A 21,335-nucleotide genomic window follows, 5' to 3' on the forward strand; every position below is an offset into this window, starting at 1 on the left:
CCGCCGCATCCGCCGGCTCCGGCGAGCACCACTAACACGCCTACGGTCATGACGGTTTCTGCCCGCGACAGCCCCATGCGCACCCCCTCGCCTACCGGCGTCATCGCCGCTCAGAGCACAGACGTTACGGCAGGAAGCCGATGAGCAGGTGAGATTTCAGGCTGTAACTGTATCGACACCGTCTCGGAGTGGTGCTGGATTCGGGCCTTCAGGGGCTGGGCCCGTACCGCGTCCGGCCGATGCCGGCGACGCGCGAGGCGAGCGGGTGAACCGGCCTGGGCCACCTGGAGCGCATCGTGGCCGTCACCGGCCACCAGGCCGCAGGGTGAGCGTCTGCGGGCTCTCCGCGGTGGTGCCGGTGACGGTGGACGCCTGCCAGGCTGCCCGGCGTGCCGGTGGTGTTGCCGTCATGCTCTTTCCGACGCTGTGATCGTGTTGTGTTTCCGGGGCCGGTGCTGCCCGCCCCCGGCTGGTGGAGCGGTCAGCCGCGCAGGAACTCCAGCAGGTCGGCGTTGAACTTCTCCTTGTCGCCGGGCACCAGCGCGATGCCGTGCGAGCCGCCCTTGTACACCTTGTACGTGCAGTTCGGGATGATCTTGGCGGACTTGTCGGCGGACGCCGCGATCGGCACCACCTGGTCGTCGTCGCCGTGCACGATCAGGGTGGGGATGTCGAACTTCTTGAGGTCCTCGGTGAAGTCGGTGGCGGAGAAGGCGTCCACGCAGGCCACCCCGGCCTGGATGTTCTCGGCCATGGCCATCAGCCAGAAGGCGTCCCTGTTGCCCTGCGTCACCTTGTTGCCGGGCCGGTTGGCGCCGAAGAAGCCCTCGGAGGTGTCCTTCCAGAACTGGGAGCGTTCGGCGAGGATGCCCGCCTTGATCTTGTCGAACACCTCCTGCGGGGTGCCCTCGGGGTTGCCGGGCGTCTTGAGCATCAGCGGCGGCACCGCCGACAGCAGCACGGCCTTGGCCAGGCGGTCCGTGCCGTGCCTGCCGATGTAGCGGGCCAGCTCGCCGCCGCCCATGGAGTGCGCCACCAGCGTGACCTCGCGCAGGTCCAGGGCGGTGATGAGGTCGTTGAGGTCGTCGGCGAAGGTGTCGAAGTCGTAGCCGCCGAAGGGCTGGCTGGAGCGGCCGTGGCCGCGGCGGTCGTGCGCGATGGCGCGGTAGCCGTTGTCGGCGACCGCCTTCATCTGGTCGTGCCAGGCGTCGGCGTTGAGCGGCCAGCCGTGGATGAAGATCACCGGCGCGCCGCTGCCCCAGTCGTAGAAGAAGATCTGCTCGTCGTCACGGGTCGTGATGTAAGGCATCGTGAACCTTCCCGAGTAAGTGGTCGGTGGTCGATGGTCGTGTCGGTGGTCGTGTCGGTGGTCGTGGCGGTGGCACCGGCGGAGCGCTCCGGCCTGCCCGCCGCGCCGGCCGGAGACAAGACGGTGCGGCGGGCGGTGGACACATCACCCACGGCAGGAGATACCGCAGGTCATCATCCGGTTAAGGTCAAGACCGGGCCTGCGGCTCTTTGCCGCCCGCCCGATCGGCCGCATGCAGGCACGGGCAGGCCAGAACCGGCCCGCCGACGCTCGATCGCGTCGCCGGCGACGATCCGGATCCTCCGCACAAGACTGAACCGCTGGTGCGGGGAAGGGCGTCTCAGGCGGGGAAGGCGGCCACGTCCCGGTCGTAGTGGCGGTGCTTGAGGACCGCGGCGATGAACTGCGCGGTGAAGCCGTCGCCCGCGCTGGAGTCGACCACGCCCTGCCGGCCGGGCAGGCCGGCGGCCTGCAGCAGCGGCTCGCCGTCCGGCAGCGCGCCGATGGCCTTGCCGTGCTTGAACGCCTCCCGGACGAACTGCACGGCGTGACCGTCGCGGGTCAGCTCCTCGCCGCCGGTGCACAACACCGCGTCGTACAGCACCGAGGAGGCGGCGCTCATCTGCTTGTCCACGGCCAGCGTGCCGGCCATGCCCTCGTGCGGCGCGATCACGTCGCAGATGGCCTTGCCGCTCTCCAGCTCCTGCATCACCGGGTAGAGCCGGCCCGCGTCGGTGCCGTCGCCGGCCAGGATCGCGATCTTGCGCGTCTCCAGGCCGGCCGGCTGGCCGGCCTGGCTGAGCGCGGGGGAGGACTTGCCGTGGTTGGCGCCCTTCGCCGCCGGCGCGGGCATGCCGAGCCCGGCCGCCACGTGCGCGGCCAGCCCGTCATCGATGTTCGTCAGCCGTTCGACCACCTGCTCCTTGATGTAGCGGCGCTGCACGTGGCCCAGCTCGAACAGGAACGCCTTGACGATGTGCTCCTTCTCCCAGGCCGACATGCTGTTCCAGAACAGCGTGGCCTGGCTGTAGTGGTCGCCGAAGCTGGGGCTGCGCTTGCGGATCTTCTCGCCCTCGACCCGTTCGGCGTAGTGGCGGAACACCCCGTTCATGTCGCCGGCCAGCACTCCGGTGGCGGGGCAGCCGCCGCTGATGGAGTTCTTGGAGTAGTTGGTGTGGCTGGTGTGGATCATGTGCTGGTGGAAGCCGTCGCGGTTGTCGTTGTGCACCGGGGCGAGGGGGCGGTTGATCGGGATCTGCTGGAAGTTCGGCCCGCCCAGCCGCAGCAGCTGGGTGTCGAGGTAGGAGAAGTTGCGGCCCTGCAGCAGCGGGTCGTTGGTGAAGTCGATGCCCGGCACCACGTTGGCGGTGCAGAAGGCGATCTGCTCGGTCTCGGCGAAGAAGTTGTCCGGGTTGCGGTTGAGCGTCATCCTGCCCACCGCCCGCAGCGGCACCTCCTCCTCCGGAATGATCTTCGTGGGGTCGAGCAGGTCGAAGCCGAACTTGTGCTCGTCCTCCTCCGGCACCAGCTGCAGCCCCAGCTCCCACTCCGGATGGTGGCCGGCCTCGATCGCCTCCCACAGGTCGCGCCGGTTGAAGTCGGGGTCGTTGCCCTGGAGGCGCAGCACCTCGTCCCACACCAGCGAGTGGGTGCCGAGCTTGGGCCGCCAGTGGAACTTCACGAACGTGCCCCGGCCCTCGGCGTTGACCAGCCGGAAGGTGTGCACGCCGAACCCCTGCATCATGCGGTAGCTGCGCGGGATCGCCCGGTCCGACATCAGCCACATGATCGTGTGCAGCGTCTCCGGCTGCAGCTGCACGAAGTCCCACAGCGTGTCGTGCGCCGACTGCGCCTGGGGGATCTCGTTGTGCGGCTCCGGTTTGACCGAGTGCACGAAGTCGGCGAACTTGATGGCGTCCTGGACGAAGAAGACCGGGAAGTTGTTGCCGACCAGGTCGTAGTTGCCCTGCCGGGTGAAGAACTTGGTGGCGAACCCGCGCACGTCGCGTACGGTGTCGGCCGAGCCGCGCGAGCCGGCCACCGTCGAGAAGCGCACGAACACCGGCGTCACCAGCGACGGGTCGCACAGGAAGTCGGCGCAGGTGTACTCGGCCAGCGACTCGTAGACCTGGAAGACGCCGTGCGCGCCGGAGCCGCGCGCGTGCACCACCCGCTCCGGGATGCGCTCGTGGTCGAAGCGCATGATCTTCTCCCGGAAGTGGAAGTCCTCCAGGATCGTGGGGCCGCGCTCGCCGATCGACAGCGCATTGTCGGTGTCGTCGATCCGCACACCCTGGTCGGTGGTGTAGCGGGTGTTGGCCGAATCCACCCGGTACTGGTCGAGTTGCTGCTGCTTCTGGCTGTTGTCTGACACGGATCCCCCGATGGACATGTGAGGCGGAACCGGGGGGCCACAGCCCTCATACCCGTCCCCACCCGCCCCACAACCCGCCCGCCGTAGCCACGGAACCGCCGCCCACCCGTCCCGCAACCCGCGCGCCGTAGCCGCGGAACCGCCGCCCGGACGCCCGGCAACCCGCGCGCCGTGGCCGCGGAACCCGGCCGCCCGGACGCGTGACGGCGACGCGCGGATCAGGCGGACCGCGCGCCCGGCCGGGTCGCGCCCGCGGCGTCACCTGGCGAGACGCGCCGCACCACCACGCCGACCAGCCACGGCGACGGGGCGAAGCCGAAGTGCCGCGAGTCGCGCGACGCGCCGGCGTTGTCCCCGAGCACGACCAGGCACCCGTGGGGCACCACGCCGCCGGGCGCCTCCCGCAGGGCGGGCACCTCACGGGGGACCGGGTCACCCGGCACGGCCGCGACTCGCTTGATCATCCGGAACGGCTCCTCCGCGACAGGCGGCACGGACGGGGATGACCCCTCCGGGCGCGGGCGGTCGCCGGGGGAGCGTCCGGCCACGTCCGGCGCCTCCGCCGCCAGCTCCGGCCACAACTCCGTGACACCGCCGGCGAGCAGCACCACCTGGCCGGGCCGGACCGCCGCCAGGGCCGCCCGCCGCACCAGCACCCGATCACCGTGCCGGTACGCCGGCTCCATGCTCACGCCCGACACGGTGACGACGAGATAGCGGCGGCGCAGCCGCAGGACGATCCCGGCCGCCGCCCCGAGCGCGCACCCCGCCACGGCGAGCACGGCCACGGCGGCGCTCACCGGCGGCTCACTCCCCTCATGGCCCCGGGCGGGGCAGGGGCTTCCCCGCCGGCCGTCCCGGGCCCGTCCCGCCCGCCGGCCGTCCCGGGCCCGTCCCGCCCGCCGGCCTCCGCCGCGTAACCGGCCGCCTGGAGGGTGAACAGGCGGGCGTACGCGCCCCGCGCCGCGAGCAGGTCGGCGTGCCGTCCCTGCTCGGCGACCGTCCCGCCGGACAGGACGACGATGAGATCGGCGTCCCGCACCGTGCCGAGCCGATGCGAGATGAGCAGGCTGGTGCGGCCGGCCCGGATCCTGCGCAGCCGCTCGTGCACGTCGTGCTCGGCCTCGGGGTCCAGGCCCGCGTTCGGCTCGTCGAGGATCATCAGGTCCCGCTCCTCGCGGAGGAACGCGCGCGCCAGCGCCACCCGCTGCCACTGCCCGCCCGACAACATCACGCCGTGACCGGGATCGCCCTCCTCGGCGTCGCCGAAGAACAGCCGGGTCAGCAGCGTCCCGTAGCCGCGCGGCAGCCGGGACAGAGTGTCGTCGACGCCGGCGCGCACGGCCGCGCCCCGGATCCGCTCCAGGTCGCCGAGCGCCGGCAGATCGCCCATGGCGATGTTGTCGGCCGCGCTGAAGTCGTAGGTCACGAAGTCCTGCAGCACCGCGCCGATGCGCCGGCGCAGCTCCTCGACGGGCACGTCGCGCAGGTCCACCCCGTCCCAGAGGATCGCCCCCCGCGTCGGGTCGTAGAACCGGCACAGCAGCTTGACCAGGGTGCTCTTGCCCGCGCCGTTCTGCCCGACCAGCCCGATCGTCGCGCCGTGGGGGAGGAACAGGCTGACGCCGCGCAGCGCCCACGGATGGTCGTCGCTGTAGCGGAACCAGACGTCGCGCAGCTCGATGCCGCGCCGCAGCGCGGGCAGCGGCGCCGGGCGGTCCGGCGGGGGCAGGTCCGGGCCGGCGTCCACCACCGCGACGTAGTGGCCGAACAGCAGCACCTGGTGGTGCGCCCCGGCCATCGAGGTGATCAGCCCGCCGAGCGCTCCTTGCAGGCCGGCGACCGCGGCCACGAACATCGCGACGTCTCCGACCGTGACCAGGCCCCGGCCGGCGGCGACGACGACCCAGACCAGGCCGCCGCCGGAGATGACCGCCGACAGGGCCGCCAGGGCTCCCTGGACGACGACCTCGCGCCGGTCCGTACGCCGGCGGTCGGCGTCGGCGGCGCGCCGCTCGGCCAGCATCCGGCCCCGGAGGTAGGCGCCGAGCCCGAACAGCCGGATCTCCTTGGCCGCCGCCGGGCTCGCGAGCAGGTCGCCGTACAACATCTGGCGGCGTTCGATCGGCCCGATCCGCCAGACCATGGCGGCGCGCCGGCGGGACAGCCGCAGCTCCAGCAGCACCGTCGGGATCGCGGCGGCGAGCACGATGACGGTGAACTCCCGGCTGATCACGGCCAGGGACACGACGAACCCGATCAGGGTGAGCGTCCCGCGCATCACCTCCAGCACGGAGTCGGCGGTCTGCGCGGGCGCGGAGGCGCTCTGCTGGGCCAGCCGCAGCCGGTCCTGGAAGCGCGGGTCCTCGAACCTGGCCACCCCCGCCACCCGCTCGACCGCCGTGAACAGCTCGTCGTGGGCGCGCAGCGCGGCCCGGCGGCCCAGCTCCGCGCGCACGTACTGGACGATCTGGGGCACGATCCCGAGCAGCACCCCGGCAGCGGCCAGCGCCACCGCGAGGCCCACCAGCGCGGACGACAACCCCGCCCCGGAGGTCAGGCGGTCCAGCACGAGCTTGGTCAGCCAGGCCACCGCGACGGGGACCATGGCGACCGCCACGGTGCACGCCAGGTAGGCCGCGCCGTGGCCGGGCGACGCCCGGAAGGTCAGCGCCACGGCGCGGACCGCGGCCCCCGCGAACGCCCGCCGCGCACCCGCCCGGTCAGCAGGTCCGCCGGCGGACGCCCGCCGCGCGTCCGGCCGGTCAGCAGGTCCGCCGGCGGACGCGCGCCGGGCACCCGGCCGGGCGGCAGGTCCGGCCGGGGCGCCCGCCGACGCGCGCCCGGCAGCCGGCCCGCCGGAGGGGGCGCCCGGGTCCCGGCTCACGCGTTCCTCGCGCTCCGCAACAGGGCGAGGTCGGGGGCGGTGGCCAGCAGCGTGCCGCTGCCGTCCACCACGAAGTGCGCGGGAAACGCGTCCACCCCGAAGGCCCGGCTCAGCTCGCCGTCGAACTCCTCCACGACCACGCGGGCCAGCGGCGCGAGCGTCCTGCTCATCTCGCCGATCTCCGCCCGCTCGTCCGCCACGACGGCGATGACCTGGTCACGCCCGCCCGGCAGGTCGCGGACGTACGCCGCGAACTCCGGCAGCTTCCCCTTGCACGTCGTGCAGCCGGGGCTGAAGAAGGCCACCAGCGTCTCGCCCGTCAGCAGGTCGCGGGAGACCGGCTCGCCGTCGACGGTGGTGGCCAGGAAGTCGCCGACCCGCTCACCCCTGGCGACCGGGACCGGAGGGCCCGCCGGGGGACGGTCACCGCGGGGGAGCAGGCTCCGCAGGTGAGCGTCGTGTTCCCGCAGCCGTCTGATCACCCCCAGCGTCAGCAGCAGATCGAGCAGGCACAACGCGCCCACCAGGATCATCCCGGCGACCAGGAACGACATGACGCTCTCCTCTCGGCGTGTCCCCGGCACCCGCCACCGCCGGGGACACGAACAGTTCCACCAGGTCGTCGAGGCGGGCGACGAGCACGGCCAGCACCAGCCCCGCCCCGCCCGCCAGCGCCAGACCCGCCGGCTGCGCCTGCTCCGGGCGGGCGGCTCCGCTCACCAGGCCGGCCGGCCCGGCGGCCGTGGCCACGGCGAGCAGCACGAGGTTGCGGGCCAGGTGGCGGGCTCCCAGGGGGGCCGGCGACGCGCCGAAGCAGCGGCACGGCGGGCGCACCCCGCGCCGCAGCGCGCGGGCCAGGGCCGCGCTGAACCCGCCGAGCAGCACGACGGCGACGGCCGCGCCCGCGACCGCGGCGGAGGGGTGCAGGGCCCGCGCGGCGATCGACACCGGGACGGCCGCCTCCGCCGCCACCACGATCGCCGCGACCCGGCGGGCGGTCCGCGCGCCGGCGGCGCGCCCCAGCAGGGCGGCGAGCAGGGTCGCGGTCACCCGGACGAACTCGTCACGGGCCGTGCGGGCGCGGATCTTGGACAGTGCCGACACCGCGAAGACGGCGCCGATCAGGCATTGGCCGCCGAAGACGACGTACTCCATCGGACCTCCCCGATACGGAGGTCAAGAGCGCCCGCCCGCCCGGACGGGGCGGGCGAGCGCTCAGCGGACGGGACCGTGGCTAGCACCAGCTGGAGACGACATAGCAGGGGCCGCAGTTCGTGCCGTGGACGAGGTCGTACAGTCTCCTGCCGTAGACGACCTGGCCGCCCATCGTGCAGCAGAGATACCTCCAGGTGCAGGCGGCCGCGGTCGCCGACGCGTCCGTCTTCGGCACGACGCGCTCCACCAGCCGGTCGCTGATCCTCGTGATCGTCGCGATCATCGTTTCGCTCTCCTTCCGGCACGGGGCCCCGGGCGAACCGCCGTCCGGGGCCCCGCGCGCCTCGACGGCGCACACCACGAACGGACGCCTCCATCGTGTCCGGCGCCCCTGGCCGTTCCGTGGCGGCGATTCCCGTACCTCGCCCGGGCGGTGACCTGCGGCGATGACGCCGAGATGGCCGGAGGTGCGGGCTTGCCGGTACGGGCGGCGCGGCGGTCACAGGGCGGCGCGGCGGTCACAGGTTCCGGAGGATGACCTCCGGGGTGTCCGCGTCGGGGTTGCTCTCGATGCGGGACCGCTCGTCCGCGCCGATGAGCCCGAGGCCGTGCAGGATCGCGGCGGCGTTGCGCCGGCACTCCCGGGCGCCCCGCTCCGCCCCGAGGGCGCGCCGGGTCAGGCCCAGCCCCCACCAGTGGCTCGCCTCCGTGCAACTGCCGAGGTCGTCGGCCGCGCGGTCGGCGTCGAGCGCCATGTGGAAGAAGCGCTCGGACTCCTCGTGGTGCCCCATGCGCCGGTGCGTCTCGGCGATGTAGCCCAGCGCGATGGCCGCGCCCACCAGGTCCTCGATCTCGCGGGTGATGGCCAGGGCGTCGCCGAACGCCGTCACGGCCGCCTCCGGGTCGCCGCCGCGCAGGTACGTGAGCCCGAGGTTGGTCAGCGTGATCGCCTCGCCGTACCGGTTGCCCTGGCCGATCTCCAGCTCGACCGAGAGGCGGAAATGGCCGATGGCCTCCGCGTACCGGCCCAGCCTGCTGTGCACCACGCCCAGGCGGTCGAGCTGGGCCGCCTCACCCCGGCGGTTGCCGGTCAGCCGGTGCTGCGCGAGCGACACCTTCAGGTGGACCAGCGCCTCGTCGAGCCGGCCGAGGTCGGCCAGCACGTAACCGAGGTCGCCGTGCGTCACCGCCCGATGGTGCGGTTCGCCCAGGCGGTCCGCGGCCGCGGCGCCCGCCTCGCTGATCTCCCGCAGCTCCCGCCACCGCCCCCGCTCGTACAGCGGGAAGAACAGCGCCGCCGACAGGGCGGTGACCAGGTCGTCGGCGCCCAGCGCCGCCGCGCTGCCCAGCGCCGCCGCGCTGCCCAGCACCGCCGGCAGCTGGGGGGCCTCCGCGTCGACCCACGCGTACACCTGGTGGCGGTCGGCGAAAGCCGGCCGCGCGACCGCCGTCGCCGGGCCCAGCGTCGTGCGCCAGACGGCGACGGGGATCACCTGGCCGCTGGCGTGCCTGGCGGCGGCCAGGTAGGTGTGCAGCGCCCGCCCGACGGCCCGGCGCCGCTCCTCGGGCGGGTCGTGCGCCCCGGACAGCTCCCGGGCGAACAGCCGGGTGAGGTCGTGGACGCAGTAGCGTCCCGGGGCGGCGCTCTGCACCAGGTGGGCCTCGGTGAGCTGGTCGAGCAGGTCCTCCGCGGTCGCGGGGGAGACGCCGGCGAGGGCGGCGGCGGTCTCCACGCCGAGCTCCGTCACGTTGAGCAGGCTCATGGCCCGGAACATGCGGGCCTGCGCCGGGTCGAGGTCCCGGTAGCCGACCATGAAGCTGGCCCTGACCGCGCGGTCCTCCAGTTCCAGCTCGGTCAGCCGGCGCCCCTCCTCGGCCAGCCGCTCCGCCAGCATCCGCCAGGTCCACGCGGGCCGGACCGAGAGCCGGGCGGCCGCGATCGACAGCGCCAGGGGCAGGTAGGCGCACCGCCGCGCGACGGCGCTCTGGGCCTCGGCGTCGGCGGGCGGCGGCGCGACGCCGCCTCTGGCGTGGCGGGTCAGCAGGGTGCGCGAATCCTCCTCGGACAGCACCTCCAGCTCGTACGGGACCCGGCCCTCCAGCGAGGCCAGCGTCCTGCGGCTGGTCACGATGACGCCGCAGGTCGGGCTCGCCGGGAGCAGCGCGCGCACCTGCCTGGCGTCCAGCACGTTGTCGAAGACGAACAGCAGGCGGCGGCCGGCGGTGCGGGAGCGGAACTGGGCGGCGGCCTCGTCGACGTCCGGGGGGATGGCGGCGCGGTCCACGCCGAGCGATCGCAGGAGGCGGCCGAGGGACTGCAGGGGGCGCAGGGGTTCGAGGTCCGGCGTCGAGCCGTGCAGGTTGAGGTAGAGCTGCCCGTCGGGGAACCGGCCGGCCGCCTCCCAGGCTGCCTTCACCGCCAGCGCCGACTTGCCGATGCCGCCGCAGCCGGAGATCACGACGGGTTGCGGGCGGCCGGCGACCACGTCGCGTACGAGCGCCTCGATCAGCTCCGACCGCCCGACGAACCCCGGCACCACCGGGGGCAGCTCCCGTGGCGTGGCGGGCGCCCCGGCGCCCGGCGACGGCGCCGCGGGACCGGACCCTTGCGCGGAATCCTGTGCGGGGCCCGGATCCTGTACGGAGCCCGGCCCGCGCGTGGCGGCCGGGCCTCGCGCCGATCCCGGCCGGCCGTCGGCGTCTCCCGCCGGCGCGCCCGGCGACCGTACTGTCAGCGGGGTTTCCTGCCGGAGCACGTGGAGCTGCGCCTCCACCAGCTCGGGACCGGGGGACAGCCCCAGGTCGTCGGCCAGCCGCCGGCTGATGTCGCGGAACACCTCCAGCGCGGCGGCCTGCTGTCCGCACCCGGCAAGGGCGATCATCAACCGCGCGTGCGCCTGCTCGTGCAGCCGTTCCACCTGCGTGATCTCGCGCAGCGGCGGCAGCACGAGATCGTGCCGGCCGAGCGAGCCGGCCACGTCCGCGAACTCGAGCACGGCCGTCACCCGCTCCGCGCTCAACGCGCAGACCTTCGGATGCTCGCGCAGCGCCAGGACGTCCAGCAGCGGGCTGTCCCGCCACCACTCGATCGCCTGCGCGTAGGACGCGGCCGCCGCGTCCAGCTCGGCCCGGTCACGGTGCTCGCGCGCCTGGCGGAGCAGACCTCTGAACGCCAGCGTGTCCACCTCGCCGTCCGCCACGGACAGCTGGTAGCCGTGCCGGCGGCAGCTGATGAGCTCCTGGCGCCGCGCCGGGCTCCCGTGGTGGTGCAGGGCACGGCGCAGCTTGCTGACATGGCCGTGCACCGCCCTGATGTGCCCCTCGCCGGCCGCGTCCCCCCACAGCGCCTCGGCGATGGACTCCATCGGCACCACCTGGTTGGCCGACAGCGCCAGCAGCCCCAGTACGCAGCGCTGCCGCTCGCCGCGCAACGGCACGACGGCCCCGCGCGCCCGCACCTCCAGCGGGCCCAGGATCCGCAGCCAGACCGTGGACGCCCCCCGGCCGCCGGGGGAGCCGTCCGGTCGTGCCCCGGCGAGCGGAAGGACGTCCGACAGGCGGCGTACGGTCTCGGCGCGTGGCCGCCGCGTACGCCCCTGCTCGACGTCGCGGATCACGGCCACGCTCACCCCGGCCTGGGCGGCCAGCTCCTGCTGGGTAAGGCCGGCCTGCTCACGCCGCAGGCGCAGCACGTCACTCAGGTTCTCCATCACTCGTCGCCCTCACGGAAGGGATGAGGAGTTCGAGAGCGATCACACGCCGGCTCTCGACGAAGAGCCTTACCCGTCCGCTCATGTCGCGCAAGGGGCTCAAGGGACTCGGAGGCCAAAGCCCGCCGGCGCCGGGCCCGCTCGCCCGCTCGTCCGCTCGTGGATGGAGGGCAGGCGGGGCAGGAGGCGTAGAACTTCGCCCGGCGGGCCGGACTCGTCGCGCGGATCGCGCGGCCCCTGCCCGGGAGATGCATCCCGGCCCGCCCGCAGGGCCACCCTGCCATCATCCACCCCCGGCCCGCGCCCGGCCACCTGCGGCGCACCCGTCCGAAGCGCGCCGACCGGCGCGGCCGAGGCCGCGACCTCCGGGAGACCCCGGTGGAGGGCCATACCATAAGGTACGGTATGGTCGGCTTGCGGAAGATCGAAGGAGCTGAACCGCCATGACGACGACAGACCATCCACGCGGCAGGGACGACGGCCCCGGCACGCCCCCGGGAGCACCGGGGCCCGCCGTCCCGGTGATCGGCTGACCGGCCATGGCGTCCAAACGCGACTGGCTGGAGACCGGGCTGCGCGTGCTGACCGAGGACGGCGCGCGGGCGCTGACCATCGAGCGGCTGTGCGGCGAGCTCGACCTCACCAAGGGCTCCTTCTACCACCACTTCAAGGGCATGACGGGCTTCAAGAAGGACCTGCTCGCCCACTTCGAGGCCGAGCACACCGCCCGCTTCATCTCCGCCGTCGAGGGCACCGGCGAGCCCGCCAGGGCCCGGCTGGACCGCCTGGTGGACCTGGTGCTGGACGACGAGCGGGGCAGCGAGGGCCTGGAGGGCGCCGTGCGCGCCTGGGCCCAGCAGGACGCCGGTGTGCGCGCCGTGCAGGAGCGCGTGGACCGCACGCGCATCGACTACCTGCGCGTCCTGTGGCGCGACCTCGGCGGGCCCGAGCCCGACGTCACCCCCATGGCCCACCTGCTCTACCTGGTGCTCATCGGCGCCCAGCAGGTCATTCCCCCTGTCCCCGCGCCCGAGCTGCGCGACATCTACCACCTGGCCCTGCGCCTGGCCCCGAACGAGGAGGCGGACCCCGCATGACCACCCTGAACCGCTGGATCCCCCGGCTGCTCATCGCCACCGCCGTGCTGCACTTCGGCTGGGCCTTCGTCCAGCCCAACGCGTGGGCGGCCATCGCCGCCGACGGGTTCGTGCGCAGCGTCGTCGACACCGGCGCGGCCGACTACTTCGCCCGCGAGGCCAGCGTCTGGTTCATGGTCTCCGGCGTCGCGCTGCTCGCCCTGGGCACGCTGGCCCGCCACATCGTCCGCACGACGGGCCGGCTGCCCGCCCAGTTGGGGTGGTACCTGGTGCTCCTCGGCCTGGCGTTGTGCGCCATCTACTTCCCCGTCACCGGCGGCTGGCCGGTGCTGGCCATCGGGGTGCTCGCGCTCGTCGCGGCCCGCCGCGGCGCGGACGAGGGGGCGCGGGCGTGAACGTGCTGCTCGCCGGCGCCACCGGCACCCTCGGCACCGTGCTGGTCCGGCACCTGCTCGCCGCCGGCCACGCCGTGACGGGCCTGACCCGCTCCGGCGCGGGCGCGGCCCGGCTCGCCACGCTGGGCGCCGTCCCGGTGGTCGCCGACGTCATGGACCGGCAGGCCCTGCTGCGCGCCCTCGACGGGGTGCGGGCCGACGCCGTCGTGCACCAGGCCACCGCGATCGCCGGCCTGCCGCTCTTCCATCGCGCCCTCTACGCCACCGACGCGCTGCGCGAGCGCGGCACCGCCCACCTCGTCGAGGCCGCCGGCGCCGTGGGCGCCCGCAGGTTCGTCACCCAGTCGTTCTTCCTCGGCTACGGCTATCGTGACCACGGCGAGGAGCCGGTCACCGAGGACCGCCCGTTCGCCGAGCCGGGGCAGGGCGCCTTCGACCCCCACATGCGCTCGATGCGCGCCAACGAGGAGCAGGTCTTCTCCGCCCCCGGCGTCGAGGGCGTCTCCCTGCGCTACGGCATGTTCTACGGCCCGGAGCCGAGCACCCGCAAGCTGATGGACCTGGCCGGCAAACGGCTGCTGCCCGTGCCGGACCCGGCGGGCACCGTCGCGCTCATCCACATCGAGGACGCCGCCTCGGCCACGGTCGCCGCCCTGGAACGCGGCGTGCCCGGGCGGGCCTACAACATCGCCGACGACGAGCCCGCCCGCTTCGACGACTACGTCCGGGCGCTGGCGGCCGCGGCCGGGGGACCGGCCCCGCTGCGGATGCCGGCCTGGCTGCTGCGCGCGACCCCGTACATGTACGCCCTCATGGTCGCGACCCGCATCCGGCTGAGCACCGGGCGCGCCAAGGCCGAGCTGGGCTGGACCCCGGCCTACCCGTCCTACCGCGAGGGGCTGGCGACCCTGACCGCCCCGCGCTGACCGGCGGTACGTGCGGCGCGCCGGGAGAAATCGGCCCGGTCTCATCGCGAACCGGGCCTCCTTTGTTACGGCCTTCTGCAATTGCATATTCGTACACCCGGAATAATCAGCCGTGAATTGAGCAATAAAGCATATTTCTGGAAAACAGGCGCCCTGTCACGATGAGCCGTGATGTCCATCCGACACCCCTTAATCCAAGGAGCGCCGATGAGAAGACTGCTGATCGCCATCGTCGTCGCGGCGGCGGCCGTCGTGGGCCTTTCCCCCGCCCAGGCAGGAGCATCGGCGCAGATGCTCGGCCCCAGTCAGAACGTCTGCGCGAACGCCCCCATCCCCACCGGCTGGATTCCGACGGCCTATTTCGACTGGTACCAGTGCGGCCAGCCCGGCACCATCTACTACAACGCGAAGACCATCAAGGATGTGACCGACACCTCCGCCGGCGGCACGGTGACCGGCTGCATCACGCCGCCGCCCCCGGCCGGGTTCTACGCCACCGCGCTGTCCTACTCCTACGACTGTGAGATCAGCAAGACGCCCAACGGGGTGCTCAACAACCAGCAGACCCTGACGAACCTCAACGGCCTGCCCTCCGGCCGCACCCTCGTCATCTGCGGCGTGCAGTCGGCGCCGCCCGGCTGGACCGTCGTCTCCGTCGTGCGCAGCTACCTGTGCGTCTACGCCCGGGGCGGCGGGGTCGGCGACAACGCCGTGTCGATCCGCAAGCTCTGACCCCTCGCGCGTCGAGCCCGGCGCCCCCGGCCAAGGGGGGCGCCGGGCTCTTCCGTTCGCCCCGGGGGGCACCCCCGCGGTAAATCTCTACAATTTAGGTAGGTTATGCTGGTTGTGTCGTCAGTGCTCATGAAAGGCAGCACCCCCATGTCTCCATCCAGGCCGCTGTTCACCGCCGTCATGGTCGCCGTCGTGGGCCTGCTCGGCGCCTGTGGCGGCGGCGGTGGCAGTGGCGGTGGCAGTGGCGGTGGCAGCGGCGGTGACAGCGCAGGCGGCACAGCCGGCGCGGGCACCACGGCGGGCGGCGCGCCCGTGTACGGCGGCACGCTGACCTACCTGGAGCATCAGCCGCCGACCTGCCTCTACCTGCCCGCAGCCGGCTTCTATCCCAACGGCGGCATCCTCAACCAGCTCACCGACAAGCTGACCTGGCAGAACCCCGAGACGCTCGAGATCGAGCCATGGATCGCCACCAAGTGGGAGATCAACGAGGACGCCACCGAGTTCACCTTCCACCTGCGCGACGGCGTCACCTTCAGCGACGGCAGCCCGCTCGACGCCTCCGCCGTGGCGGCCAACTTCGACGTGTACGGCCGCGGCGACGACCGGCTCAAGCTGCCCGTCGCCGAGTTCGTCAACAACTACGAGCGCAGCGAGGTCATCGACGCCAGGACCGTGCGCTTCCACTTCGACCGGTCCTCGCCGGGCTTCCTCCAGGGCACCTCCGTGATCGGCGCCGGGCTGGTGTCGAAGAAGACCATCTCCCTGCCGTACGAGGAGCAGTGCCGGATCGAGAACATCGCCGGCTCCGGCCCCTTCATCCTCAAGAAGCACGTGGTGGACAAGGAGGTCCACCTGGCCGCCCGCGAGGACTACGACTGGGCGCCGCCGTCGTCGAAGCACCAGGGCCGGGCGTACCTCGACGAGATCAAGATCATCTTCACGCCGGAGGACAACGTCCGCGTCGGCGCGCTGCTCTCGGGCCAGGCCGACATGGTCCGCTACGTGCAGGCCTACGACGAGCAGACCGTCAAGGACGCCGGCTTCCAGATCTACGCCGAGCCCACCCGGGGCGTGAACAACGGCCTCTACCTGCGGCCGGGCAACAGCCTCCTCAAGGACCCCGACGTCCGCACCGCGCTGCGCCTGGGCACGAACGCCAAGGAGATCGTCGACACCCTGTTCACCGAGAGCTACCCGGTCGCCACCTCCGTGCTCAGCCACCTCGCCCAGGGCTACGTGGACCTGTCCGCGCGGCTCGCCCACGACCCGGTCAAGGCCGGCGAGCTGCTCGACAAGGCGGGCTGGACCCCGGGCCCCGACGGCGTCCGGGTCAAGGACGGCAAGCGGCTCCAGCTCGGCGTCTTCGTCTCCGGGCCGCAGCCGCTGTCGAAGCAGACCCTCGAACTCGTCGCCCAGCAGTGGACGAAGATCGGCGTGAAGCTGGAGATCCGCCCCGCCGACGCCGGCACCCAGGCCGTGGACATCAAGGACGCCGAGAAGACCGCCATCCAGCACGGCATGGTCGGCCGCGCCGACCAGGACGTCATCAAGAGCCACTTCCACAGCCGCAACCGCGACGTCATCCTCTCCGACGACGCGAAGCTGGACCGGCTGGTGGAGGAGCAGTCCGCGGAGCCCGACCCGGCCGCCCGCGACGCCAAGGTCGCCGAGATCCAGCGGTACGTCATCGACCGGGGCTACGCCATCCCCCTGTTCGAGGAGCCCCAGGTCTACGGCGCCGCGCCGCACGTGCGGGGCGTGGCCTTCGAGGCGGTCGCCCGGCCCTGGTTCTACTCGGTGTGGAAGTCGCAGCCGTGACCCGGCACCTGCTGTCGCGGGCGGGACAGGCGGCGCTCGTGTTGTGGGCCGCCTTCACCGCGAGCTACGTGCTGCTGCAGCTCCTGCCCGGCGACTCGATCCTGATCAAGTTCCAGAACCCCGAGCTGGGCCTGTCGCCCCAGCAGATCGCCGAGATCCGCGCCCACTACGCGGCCGGCTCGCCGCTCGCCGACTACGTCTCCACCCTGGCCGGCTTCCTGACCGGGCGTCTCGGCTACTCGATCGACACCGGCGCGCCCGTCGTCGAGCGGCTGGCCGAGGCGCTGCCCGAGACCGCCCGGCTGGCCTCGGCCGCGTTCCTGCTGGCGGTGCTGATCGCCGTGGCGATCGCCTTCGCGGCGAGCTACAGCAGGACGTCGTGGCTGCGCGGCGCGCTGCTGTCGGTGCCGTCGCTGTTCATCTCCGTCCCGGCGTTCTGGCTCGGCATCCTGCTCATCCAGATCTTCTCGTTCCGGCTGAAGCTGGTGCCGGTCATCGGCGGCAGCGAGCTGCAGCAGCTCGTCCTGCCGGTGCTGACGCTGGCCGTGCCGATCTCGGCGCCCATCGCCCAGGTGCTCGCCCGCGCCATCGACCACGTGTACGCCCAGCCGTTCGTCCCCGTGGTCGAGGCCAAGGGCGCCACACGATGGTGGGTCCTGTGGCGGCACGTGGCCCGCAACGCCGTGCTGCCGACGCTGACCGTGGCCGGGCTGACGCTCGGCGAGCTGATCGCGGGCTCGGTCGTCACCGAGACCGTCTTCGGCCGGGCCGGCCTCGGCCGGCTGACCGAGCAGGCCGTCAACGCCCAGGACACGCCCGTGATGCTGGCCGTCGTCGTGCTCGCCGCGGCCGTGTTCGTGCTGGTCAGCCTGATCGTGGACGTGCTGTTCCCGATCCTCGACCCCCGGCTGAAGGCGGCGGCGTGAAGACCATGACGACGGGACGGCGCAGGATGCGGGGAGCGCCGTGGCTCGCCTGGGCCGTGGTCGCGCTCGTGCTGCTCTGGGCGGTCGCGCCCGGCGCGTTCACCGGTCACGACCCGATCGCGGGCGTGCCCGCCGACAAGCTGCGGCCGCCCGGCGCGGAGCACCTGTTCGGCACCGACGCCGTCGGCCGCGACGTCTTCGCCCGGGTGGTGCACGGCTCGGTGCACTCCCTGTCGGGGGCGCTGGTGGCCGTGGCGGTGGGCCTGGTCGCGGGCACGCTGCTGGGCCTGCTGGCCGGCGCCGCCGACGGGGTGGCCGACGCGGCGGTCATGCGGCTGGTGGACGTGCTGCTGTCGGTGCCCGGCCTGCTGCTGGCGCTGACCGTGATCATCCTGCTCGGCCCCGGCACGGTGAACGTGGCGATCGCGGTGGGCGCCGGCTCCGTCGCGGCCTTCGCCCGGCTGGCCCGCGCCGAGGTCGTACGCGTCCGGCGCGCCGACTACGTCGAAGCCGCGTTCGGCAGCGGCGGCCGGTTCCCGGCGGTGTTGTGGCGGCACATCCTGCCCAACTCGCTCGGCCCCGTCGTCGCGCTGGCCGCGCTGCAGTTCGGCGCGGCGATCCTGGCCATCTCCACCCTCGGCTTCCTCGGCTACGGCGCCGAGCCGCCCACCCCCGAATGGGGCCTGCTCATCGCCGAAGGACGCAACTACCTGGCCACCTCCTGGTGGCTGACCACCCTGCCCGGCGCCGTGGTGGTCGCCGTGGTGCTGGCCGCCGGCCGCATCAGCCGCTCGATCGGGAAGGACCGCCCATGAGCCTGCTCGACCTGCGCGACGTGGCGGTCTCCTACGACGGCCGGCGCGCGGTGCACGGCGTCTCCCTCTCCGTCGAGCCGGGCGAGGTCGTGGCCGTCGTCGGCGAGTCCGGGTCAGGCAAGACCACCACCGCGCACGCGATCATCGGGCTGCTGCCGGGCAACGCCTCCGTCGACGCCGGCACGATCCACTTCGGCCCGCCCGGCCGGCGGCTCGACCTGACCGGCTGGTCGGACCGGCGCCTGCGCTCCGTGCGCGGCGCCCGGATCGGCCTGGTCCCGCAGGACCCGGCCAACTCGCTCGACCCGGTCAAGACCGTCGGCGCCCAGATCGGCGAGGTGCTGCGCGTGCACGGGCAGCGCGACCGCCGCAGGATCCGCGGCCGGGTGCTCGACCTGCTCGCCCGCGTCGGCCTGCCCGACCCGGAGACGCGCGCCCGCCAGTACCCGCACGAGCTGTCCGGCGGCATGCGCCAGCGGGTGCTCATCGCGATCGCCGTCGCCCTGCGCCCGGAGCTGGTCATCGCCGACGAGCCGACCAGCGCGCTCGACGTCACCGTGCAACGCCGCGTCCTCGACCTCATCGACGACCTGCGCGCCGAGTACGGCACCGCCATGCTGCTGGTCACCCACGACCTCGGGGTGGCCGCGGGCCGGTCCGACCGGCTCGTCGTGATGAAGGACGGCCGCGTCGTGGAGCAGGGGCCCACCGCCGGAGTGCTGGCCGCGCCCGAGGCCGGCTACACCCGGCGGCTCCTCGGCGACGCCCCCGCCCTGTCGGCCCGGCCGTTCCGCGACCCGCCCCCGGCGGCCCGGCCCGCGATCACCGTGCGCGACCTGGTCAAGGAGTTCCGGGTGGGGCGGCGCGCGTTCCGGGCCGTGGACGGGGTCTCCTTCGAGGTGGCGCGCGGCACCACGCACGCGCTCGTGGGCGAGTCCGGCTCCGGCAAGACCACCACGGCCCGGATGATCGTGCGCTTCGCCCGGCCCACCTCGGGAAAGGTCACCATCGCGGGGGCACCCGACGGCCGAGACTTCCGCCGTCACGTGCAACTCGTCCACCAGAACCCGTACGGGTCGCTCGACCCGCGGCAGAGCATCGGGGAGATCGTGGCGGAGCCGCTGCGCAACTTCGGGCTGGGCGACCGCGCCGCCCGCCGCGCCCGCGTCGCCGAGCTGCTGGACCGGGTGGCGCTGCCGCGCGACGTGCTCACGCGCCGGCCGCGCGAGCTGTCCGGCGGGCAGCGGCAGCGCGTCGCCATCGCCCGCGCGCTGGCCGCCGGGCCCGAGGTGCTCGTGCTGGACGAGGCCGTCTCGGCGCTCGACGTCACCGTGCAGGCGCGCATCCTCGACCTGCTCGAACGGCTCCAGCACGACCTGGGGCTCACCTACCTGTTCATCTCGCACGATCTGGCCGTGGTGCGCCAGATCTCGCACACCGTCTCCGTCATGAGCGAAGGACGCATCGTGGAAACCGGAACCACCCGCCAGGTCTTCACCGAGCCCCGGCACGACTACACCCGCGAACTGCTGGCCGCGATCCCGGAGCGGGTGCGATGAGGCCCGCCTTCCGGCTGGGCTTCTTCACCCGCCTGCTGGACGACGTCCCTCCCGGCGAGCGCTACCGGCTGGCCGCCGAGCAGATCCGGCACGCCGAGGCGTACGGGTTCGACTCGGCGTGGGTGGCGCAGCACCACTTCGACGGGGAGGAGGGCGGGCTGCCCGCGCCCCTGGTGTTCCTGGCCCACGTCGCCGCCACGACCGGCCGCATCCGGCTCGGCACCGGCATCATCACGCTGCCCCTCGACCATCCGCTGCGGGTGGCCGAGGACACCGCCGTGCTCGACCTGCTCACCGGCGGGCGGCTGGAGGTGGGCGTCGGCGGGGGCGGCACGCCGTCGGCGTTCGCGCCGTTCGGCCACGACCCGGCCGACCGCGCCGCCCTGTACGCCGAGCACCTGTGGGTGCTGCGCCGCGCCTGGGCCGGGGAGGACCTCGGCGGCGGCAACCGGCTCTACCCGCCCGCGCCCCGGCTGCTCGACGCCGTGTGGGAGGCCACGTTCTCCGTCGCCGGCGGGGCCAGGGCGGGGCGGGCCGGGCACGGGCTGATGTTGTCGCGCACCCAGCCGCGGCCCGCCGAACGCCCGGCGGCGACGCTGGCCGACCTGCAGCTCCCGATCGTCGAGGCGTACCTGGAGAACCTGCCGCCCGGGGTCGCGCCGCGCGTCATGGCGTCGCGGACCGCGTTCGTGGCCGACAGCCGCGCCGAGGCGCTGCGCCACGCCGCGATCGGCCTCGGCCGGCGGCGGCTGCCGTTCGAGCTGCCCGGCAGCGACCTCGACAGCCGGATCACCGCCTTCGACGTGCACCTGGGCACGCCGCAGGACGTCATCGAGAGCCTGGCCGCCGACCCCACCCTGCGCCACGCCACCGACCTGGTCTTCCAGGTCCACTCCGTCGATCCGCCCCACCCGCTCGTCCTGCGCTCCATCGAGCTGCTCGCGACCGAGGTCGCGCCCGCGCTCGGCCAGCTCCCCTCCACGGAAGCGAGCACGACATGATCACCGACGTCATCGACCACCTGGCCGGGATCACCCCCGGCTCCCCGCTCGACCGGCTGCGCGACCGCCGGCCCGACGCCCGCGAGCACGCCCAGCGCGGCTACGACGCGCTGTTCAGCCCCGACGACGAGGGCGAGGTCACGCTCGTCGAACGCGACGCGGTCGCGGCCTTCGTCACCGGCCTGCACCGTGACGCGGCGGTCGCCCGCTTCTACGCCGGCCGCCTCGCCGAGCTCGCGCCCGGCCTGCTCAAGGCGGTCGAGGCCGAGGTGGAGGCCGGGCGCGCCACCGGGCCGTACGGCGTGTACGACGGGGCCCTGGCGGCGGAGAGCGTCGAGGGGCCGCGCTACCGGGCGAGCGATCCCGCCGCGCTCGGCGCGCGTCTCACCGCCGCGTTCGAGCACGCCCACCTGCTCGTCTTCCGGCCCCGCGAGGCCGGCAGGGACGACCTGGCCGCCCTGGCCCGCGCGGGCTGGAGCACCACGGGCATCGTCACGCTCTCGCAGCTCGTCGCGTTCCTCAGCTTCCAGGTACGGGTGATCTCGGGCCTGCGCCTGCTCAACCAGGAAGGACTCCCGGCATGACCGGCTTCACCCGCCAAGACGCCCACGGCGTGACCGGCCTCGAA

The 21,335-nt window shown here is 73.7% G+C and carries 18 protein-coding genes; 10 read left to right on the forward strand and 8 right to left on the reverse strand.

Annotated features, from left to right (window positions below):
* Nucleotides 1–481: 481 nt before the first annotated feature.
* From IO39_RS21720 to IO39_RS21755, 8 genes are all read right to left on the reverse strand, one after another.
* On the reverse strand, nt 482–1,309 hold the full coding sequence (locus IO39_RS21720) for an alpha/beta fold hydrolase (protein WP_043625962.1): 828 nt from the start codon (nt 1,307–1,309) through the stop codon (nt 482–484).
* Between the two features lie 340 nt (nt 1,310–1,649).
* Nucleotides 1,650–3,701: a catalase gene (locus tag IO39_RS21725; protein WP_043625964.1), complete on the reverse strand. Its 2,052-nt coding sequence runs from the start codon at nt 3,699–3,701 to the stop codon at nt 1,650–1,652.
* A gap of 200 nt (nt 3,702–3,901) precedes the next feature.
* On the reverse strand, nt 3,902–4,483 hold the full coding sequence (locus tag IO39_RS21730) for a S26 family signal peptidase (protein ID WP_052423184.1): 582 nt from the start codon (nt 4,481–4,483) through the stop codon (nt 3,902–3,904).
* Nucleotides 4,480–6,360, reverse strand: coding sequence for an ABC transporter ATP-binding protein (locus IO39_RS21735; protein ID WP_063765322.1), 1,881 nt, complete (start codon nt 6,358–6,360; stop codon nt 4,480–4,482). The genes IO39_RS21730 and IO39_RS21735 overlap by 4 nt, the downstream gene beginning before the upstream one ends.
* Nucleotides 6,361–6,566: 206 nt before the next feature.
* Nucleotides 6,567–7,103 (reverse strand): TlpA disulfide reductase family protein, encoded by a 537-nt coding sequence (locus tag IO39_RS21740; RefSeq protein ID WP_245642122.1) that lies wholly within the window; start codon nt 7,101–7,103, stop codon nt 6,567–6,569.
* Nucleotides 6,994–7,725: a MauE/DoxX family redox-associated membrane protein gene (locus IO39_RS57885; RefSeq protein ID WP_052423186.1), complete on the reverse strand. Its 732-nt coding sequence runs from the start codon at nt 7,723–7,725 to the stop codon at nt 6,994–6,996. Before IO39_RS57885 ends, IO39_RS21740 begins: the two co-directional genes overlap by 110 nt.
* Nucleotides 7,726–7,804: 79 nt before the next feature.
* Nucleotides 7,805–8,008, reverse strand: a complete 204-nt coding sequence (locus tag IO39_RS21750; protein WP_043625966.1) for a hypothetical protein — start codon at nt 8,006–8,008, stop codon at nt 7,805–7,807.
* A 235-nt stretch (nt 8,009–8,243) separates the two neighbouring features.
* Nucleotides 8,244–11,435, reverse strand: coding sequence for a BTAD domain-containing putative transcriptional regulator (locus tag IO39_RS21755; RefSeq protein ID WP_043625968.1), 3,192 nt, complete (start codon nt 11,433–11,435; stop codon nt 8,244–8,246).
* A 539-nt stretch (nt 11,436–11,974) separates the two neighbouring features.
* On the opposite strand from IO39_RS21755, the gene IO39_RS21760 reads away from it, so the two are divergent.
* The 10 genes from IO39_RS21760 to IO39_RS21805 all read left to right on the forward strand — a co-directional run bounded on the left by IO39_RS21760 (nt 11,975) and on the right by IO39_RS21805 (nt 21,291).
* Complete coding sequence (locus tag IO39_RS21760) at nt 11,975–12,532, forward strand: TetR/AcrR family transcriptional regulator (protein ID WP_043625971.1); 558 nt, start codon at nt 11,975–11,977, stop codon at nt 12,530–12,532.
* The gene (locus IO39_RS21765) at nt 12,529–12,927 is read left to right on the forward strand and encodes a DUF6463 family protein (RefSeq protein WP_052423187.1); all 399 of its coding nucleotides are present in this window, start codon (nt 12,529–12,531) and stop codon (nt 12,925–12,927) included. Before IO39_RS21760 ends, IO39_RS21765 begins: the two co-directional genes overlap by 4 nt.
* On the forward strand, nt 12,924–13,853 hold the full coding sequence (locus IO39_RS21770) for an NAD-dependent epimerase/dehydratase family protein (RefSeq protein WP_043625974.1): 930 nt from the start codon (nt 12,924–12,926) through the stop codon (nt 13,851–13,853). Before IO39_RS21765 ends, IO39_RS21770 begins: the two co-directional genes overlap by 4 nt.
* Nucleotides 13,854–14,060: 207 nt before the next feature.
* Complete coding sequence (locus tag IO39_RS21775; RefSeq protein ID WP_043625977.1) at nt 14,061–14,585, forward strand: hypothetical protein; 525 nt, start codon at nt 14,061–14,063, stop codon at nt 14,583–14,585.
* A 147-nt stretch (nt 14,586–14,732) separates the two neighbouring features.
* Nucleotides 14,733–16,406, forward strand: a complete 1,674-nt coding sequence (locus tag IO39_RS21780) for a TIGR04028 family ABC transporter substrate-binding protein (RefSeq protein WP_157548734.1) — start codon at nt 14,733–14,735, stop codon at nt 16,404–16,406.
* Nucleotides 16,388–17,332 carry an ABC transporter permease gene (locus IO39_RS21785; protein ID WP_245642115.1) on the forward strand — a complete coding sequence of 315 codons (945 nt, stop codon included), beginning with the start codon at nt 16,388–16,390 and terminating at the stop codon, nt 17,330–17,332. The genes IO39_RS21780 and IO39_RS21785 overlap by 19 nt, the downstream gene beginning before the upstream one ends.
* A gap of 5 nt (nt 17,333–17,337) precedes the next feature.
* Nucleotides 17,338–18,147: an ABC transporter permease gene (locus tag IO39_RS21790; protein WP_084773264.1), complete on the forward strand. Its 810-nt coding sequence runs from the start codon at nt 17,338–17,340 to the stop codon at nt 18,145–18,147.
* Nucleotides 18,144–19,706 (forward strand): dipeptide ABC transporter ATP-binding protein, encoded by a 1,563-nt coding sequence (locus IO39_RS21795; RefSeq protein WP_043625984.1) that lies wholly within the window; start codon nt 18,144–18,146, stop codon nt 19,704–19,706. The genes IO39_RS21790 and IO39_RS21795 overlap by 4 nt, the downstream gene beginning before the upstream one ends.
* The gene (locus IO39_RS21800; RefSeq protein WP_043625987.1) at nt 19,703–20,707 is read left to right on the forward strand and encodes a putative FMN-dependent luciferase-like monooxygenase; all 1,005 of its coding nucleotides are present in this window, start codon (nt 19,703–19,705) and stop codon (nt 20,705–20,707) included. Before IO39_RS21795 ends, IO39_RS21800 begins: the two co-directional genes overlap by 4 nt.
* Nucleotides 20,704–21,291, forward strand: a complete 588-nt coding sequence (locus tag IO39_RS21805) for a CMD domain protein (RefSeq protein WP_043625990.1) — start codon at nt 20,704–20,706, stop codon at nt 21,289–21,291. The genes IO39_RS21800 and IO39_RS21805 overlap by 4 nt, the downstream gene beginning before the upstream one ends.
* Nucleotides 21,292–21,335 lie beyond the last annotated feature (44 nt).

Source organism: Nonomuraea candida (genome assembly GCF_000725485.1).
In the GTDB taxonomy this organism is placed as follows: domain Bacteria; phylum Actinomycetota; class Actinomycetes; order Streptosporangiales; family Streptosporangiaceae; genus Nonomuraea; species Nonomuraea candida.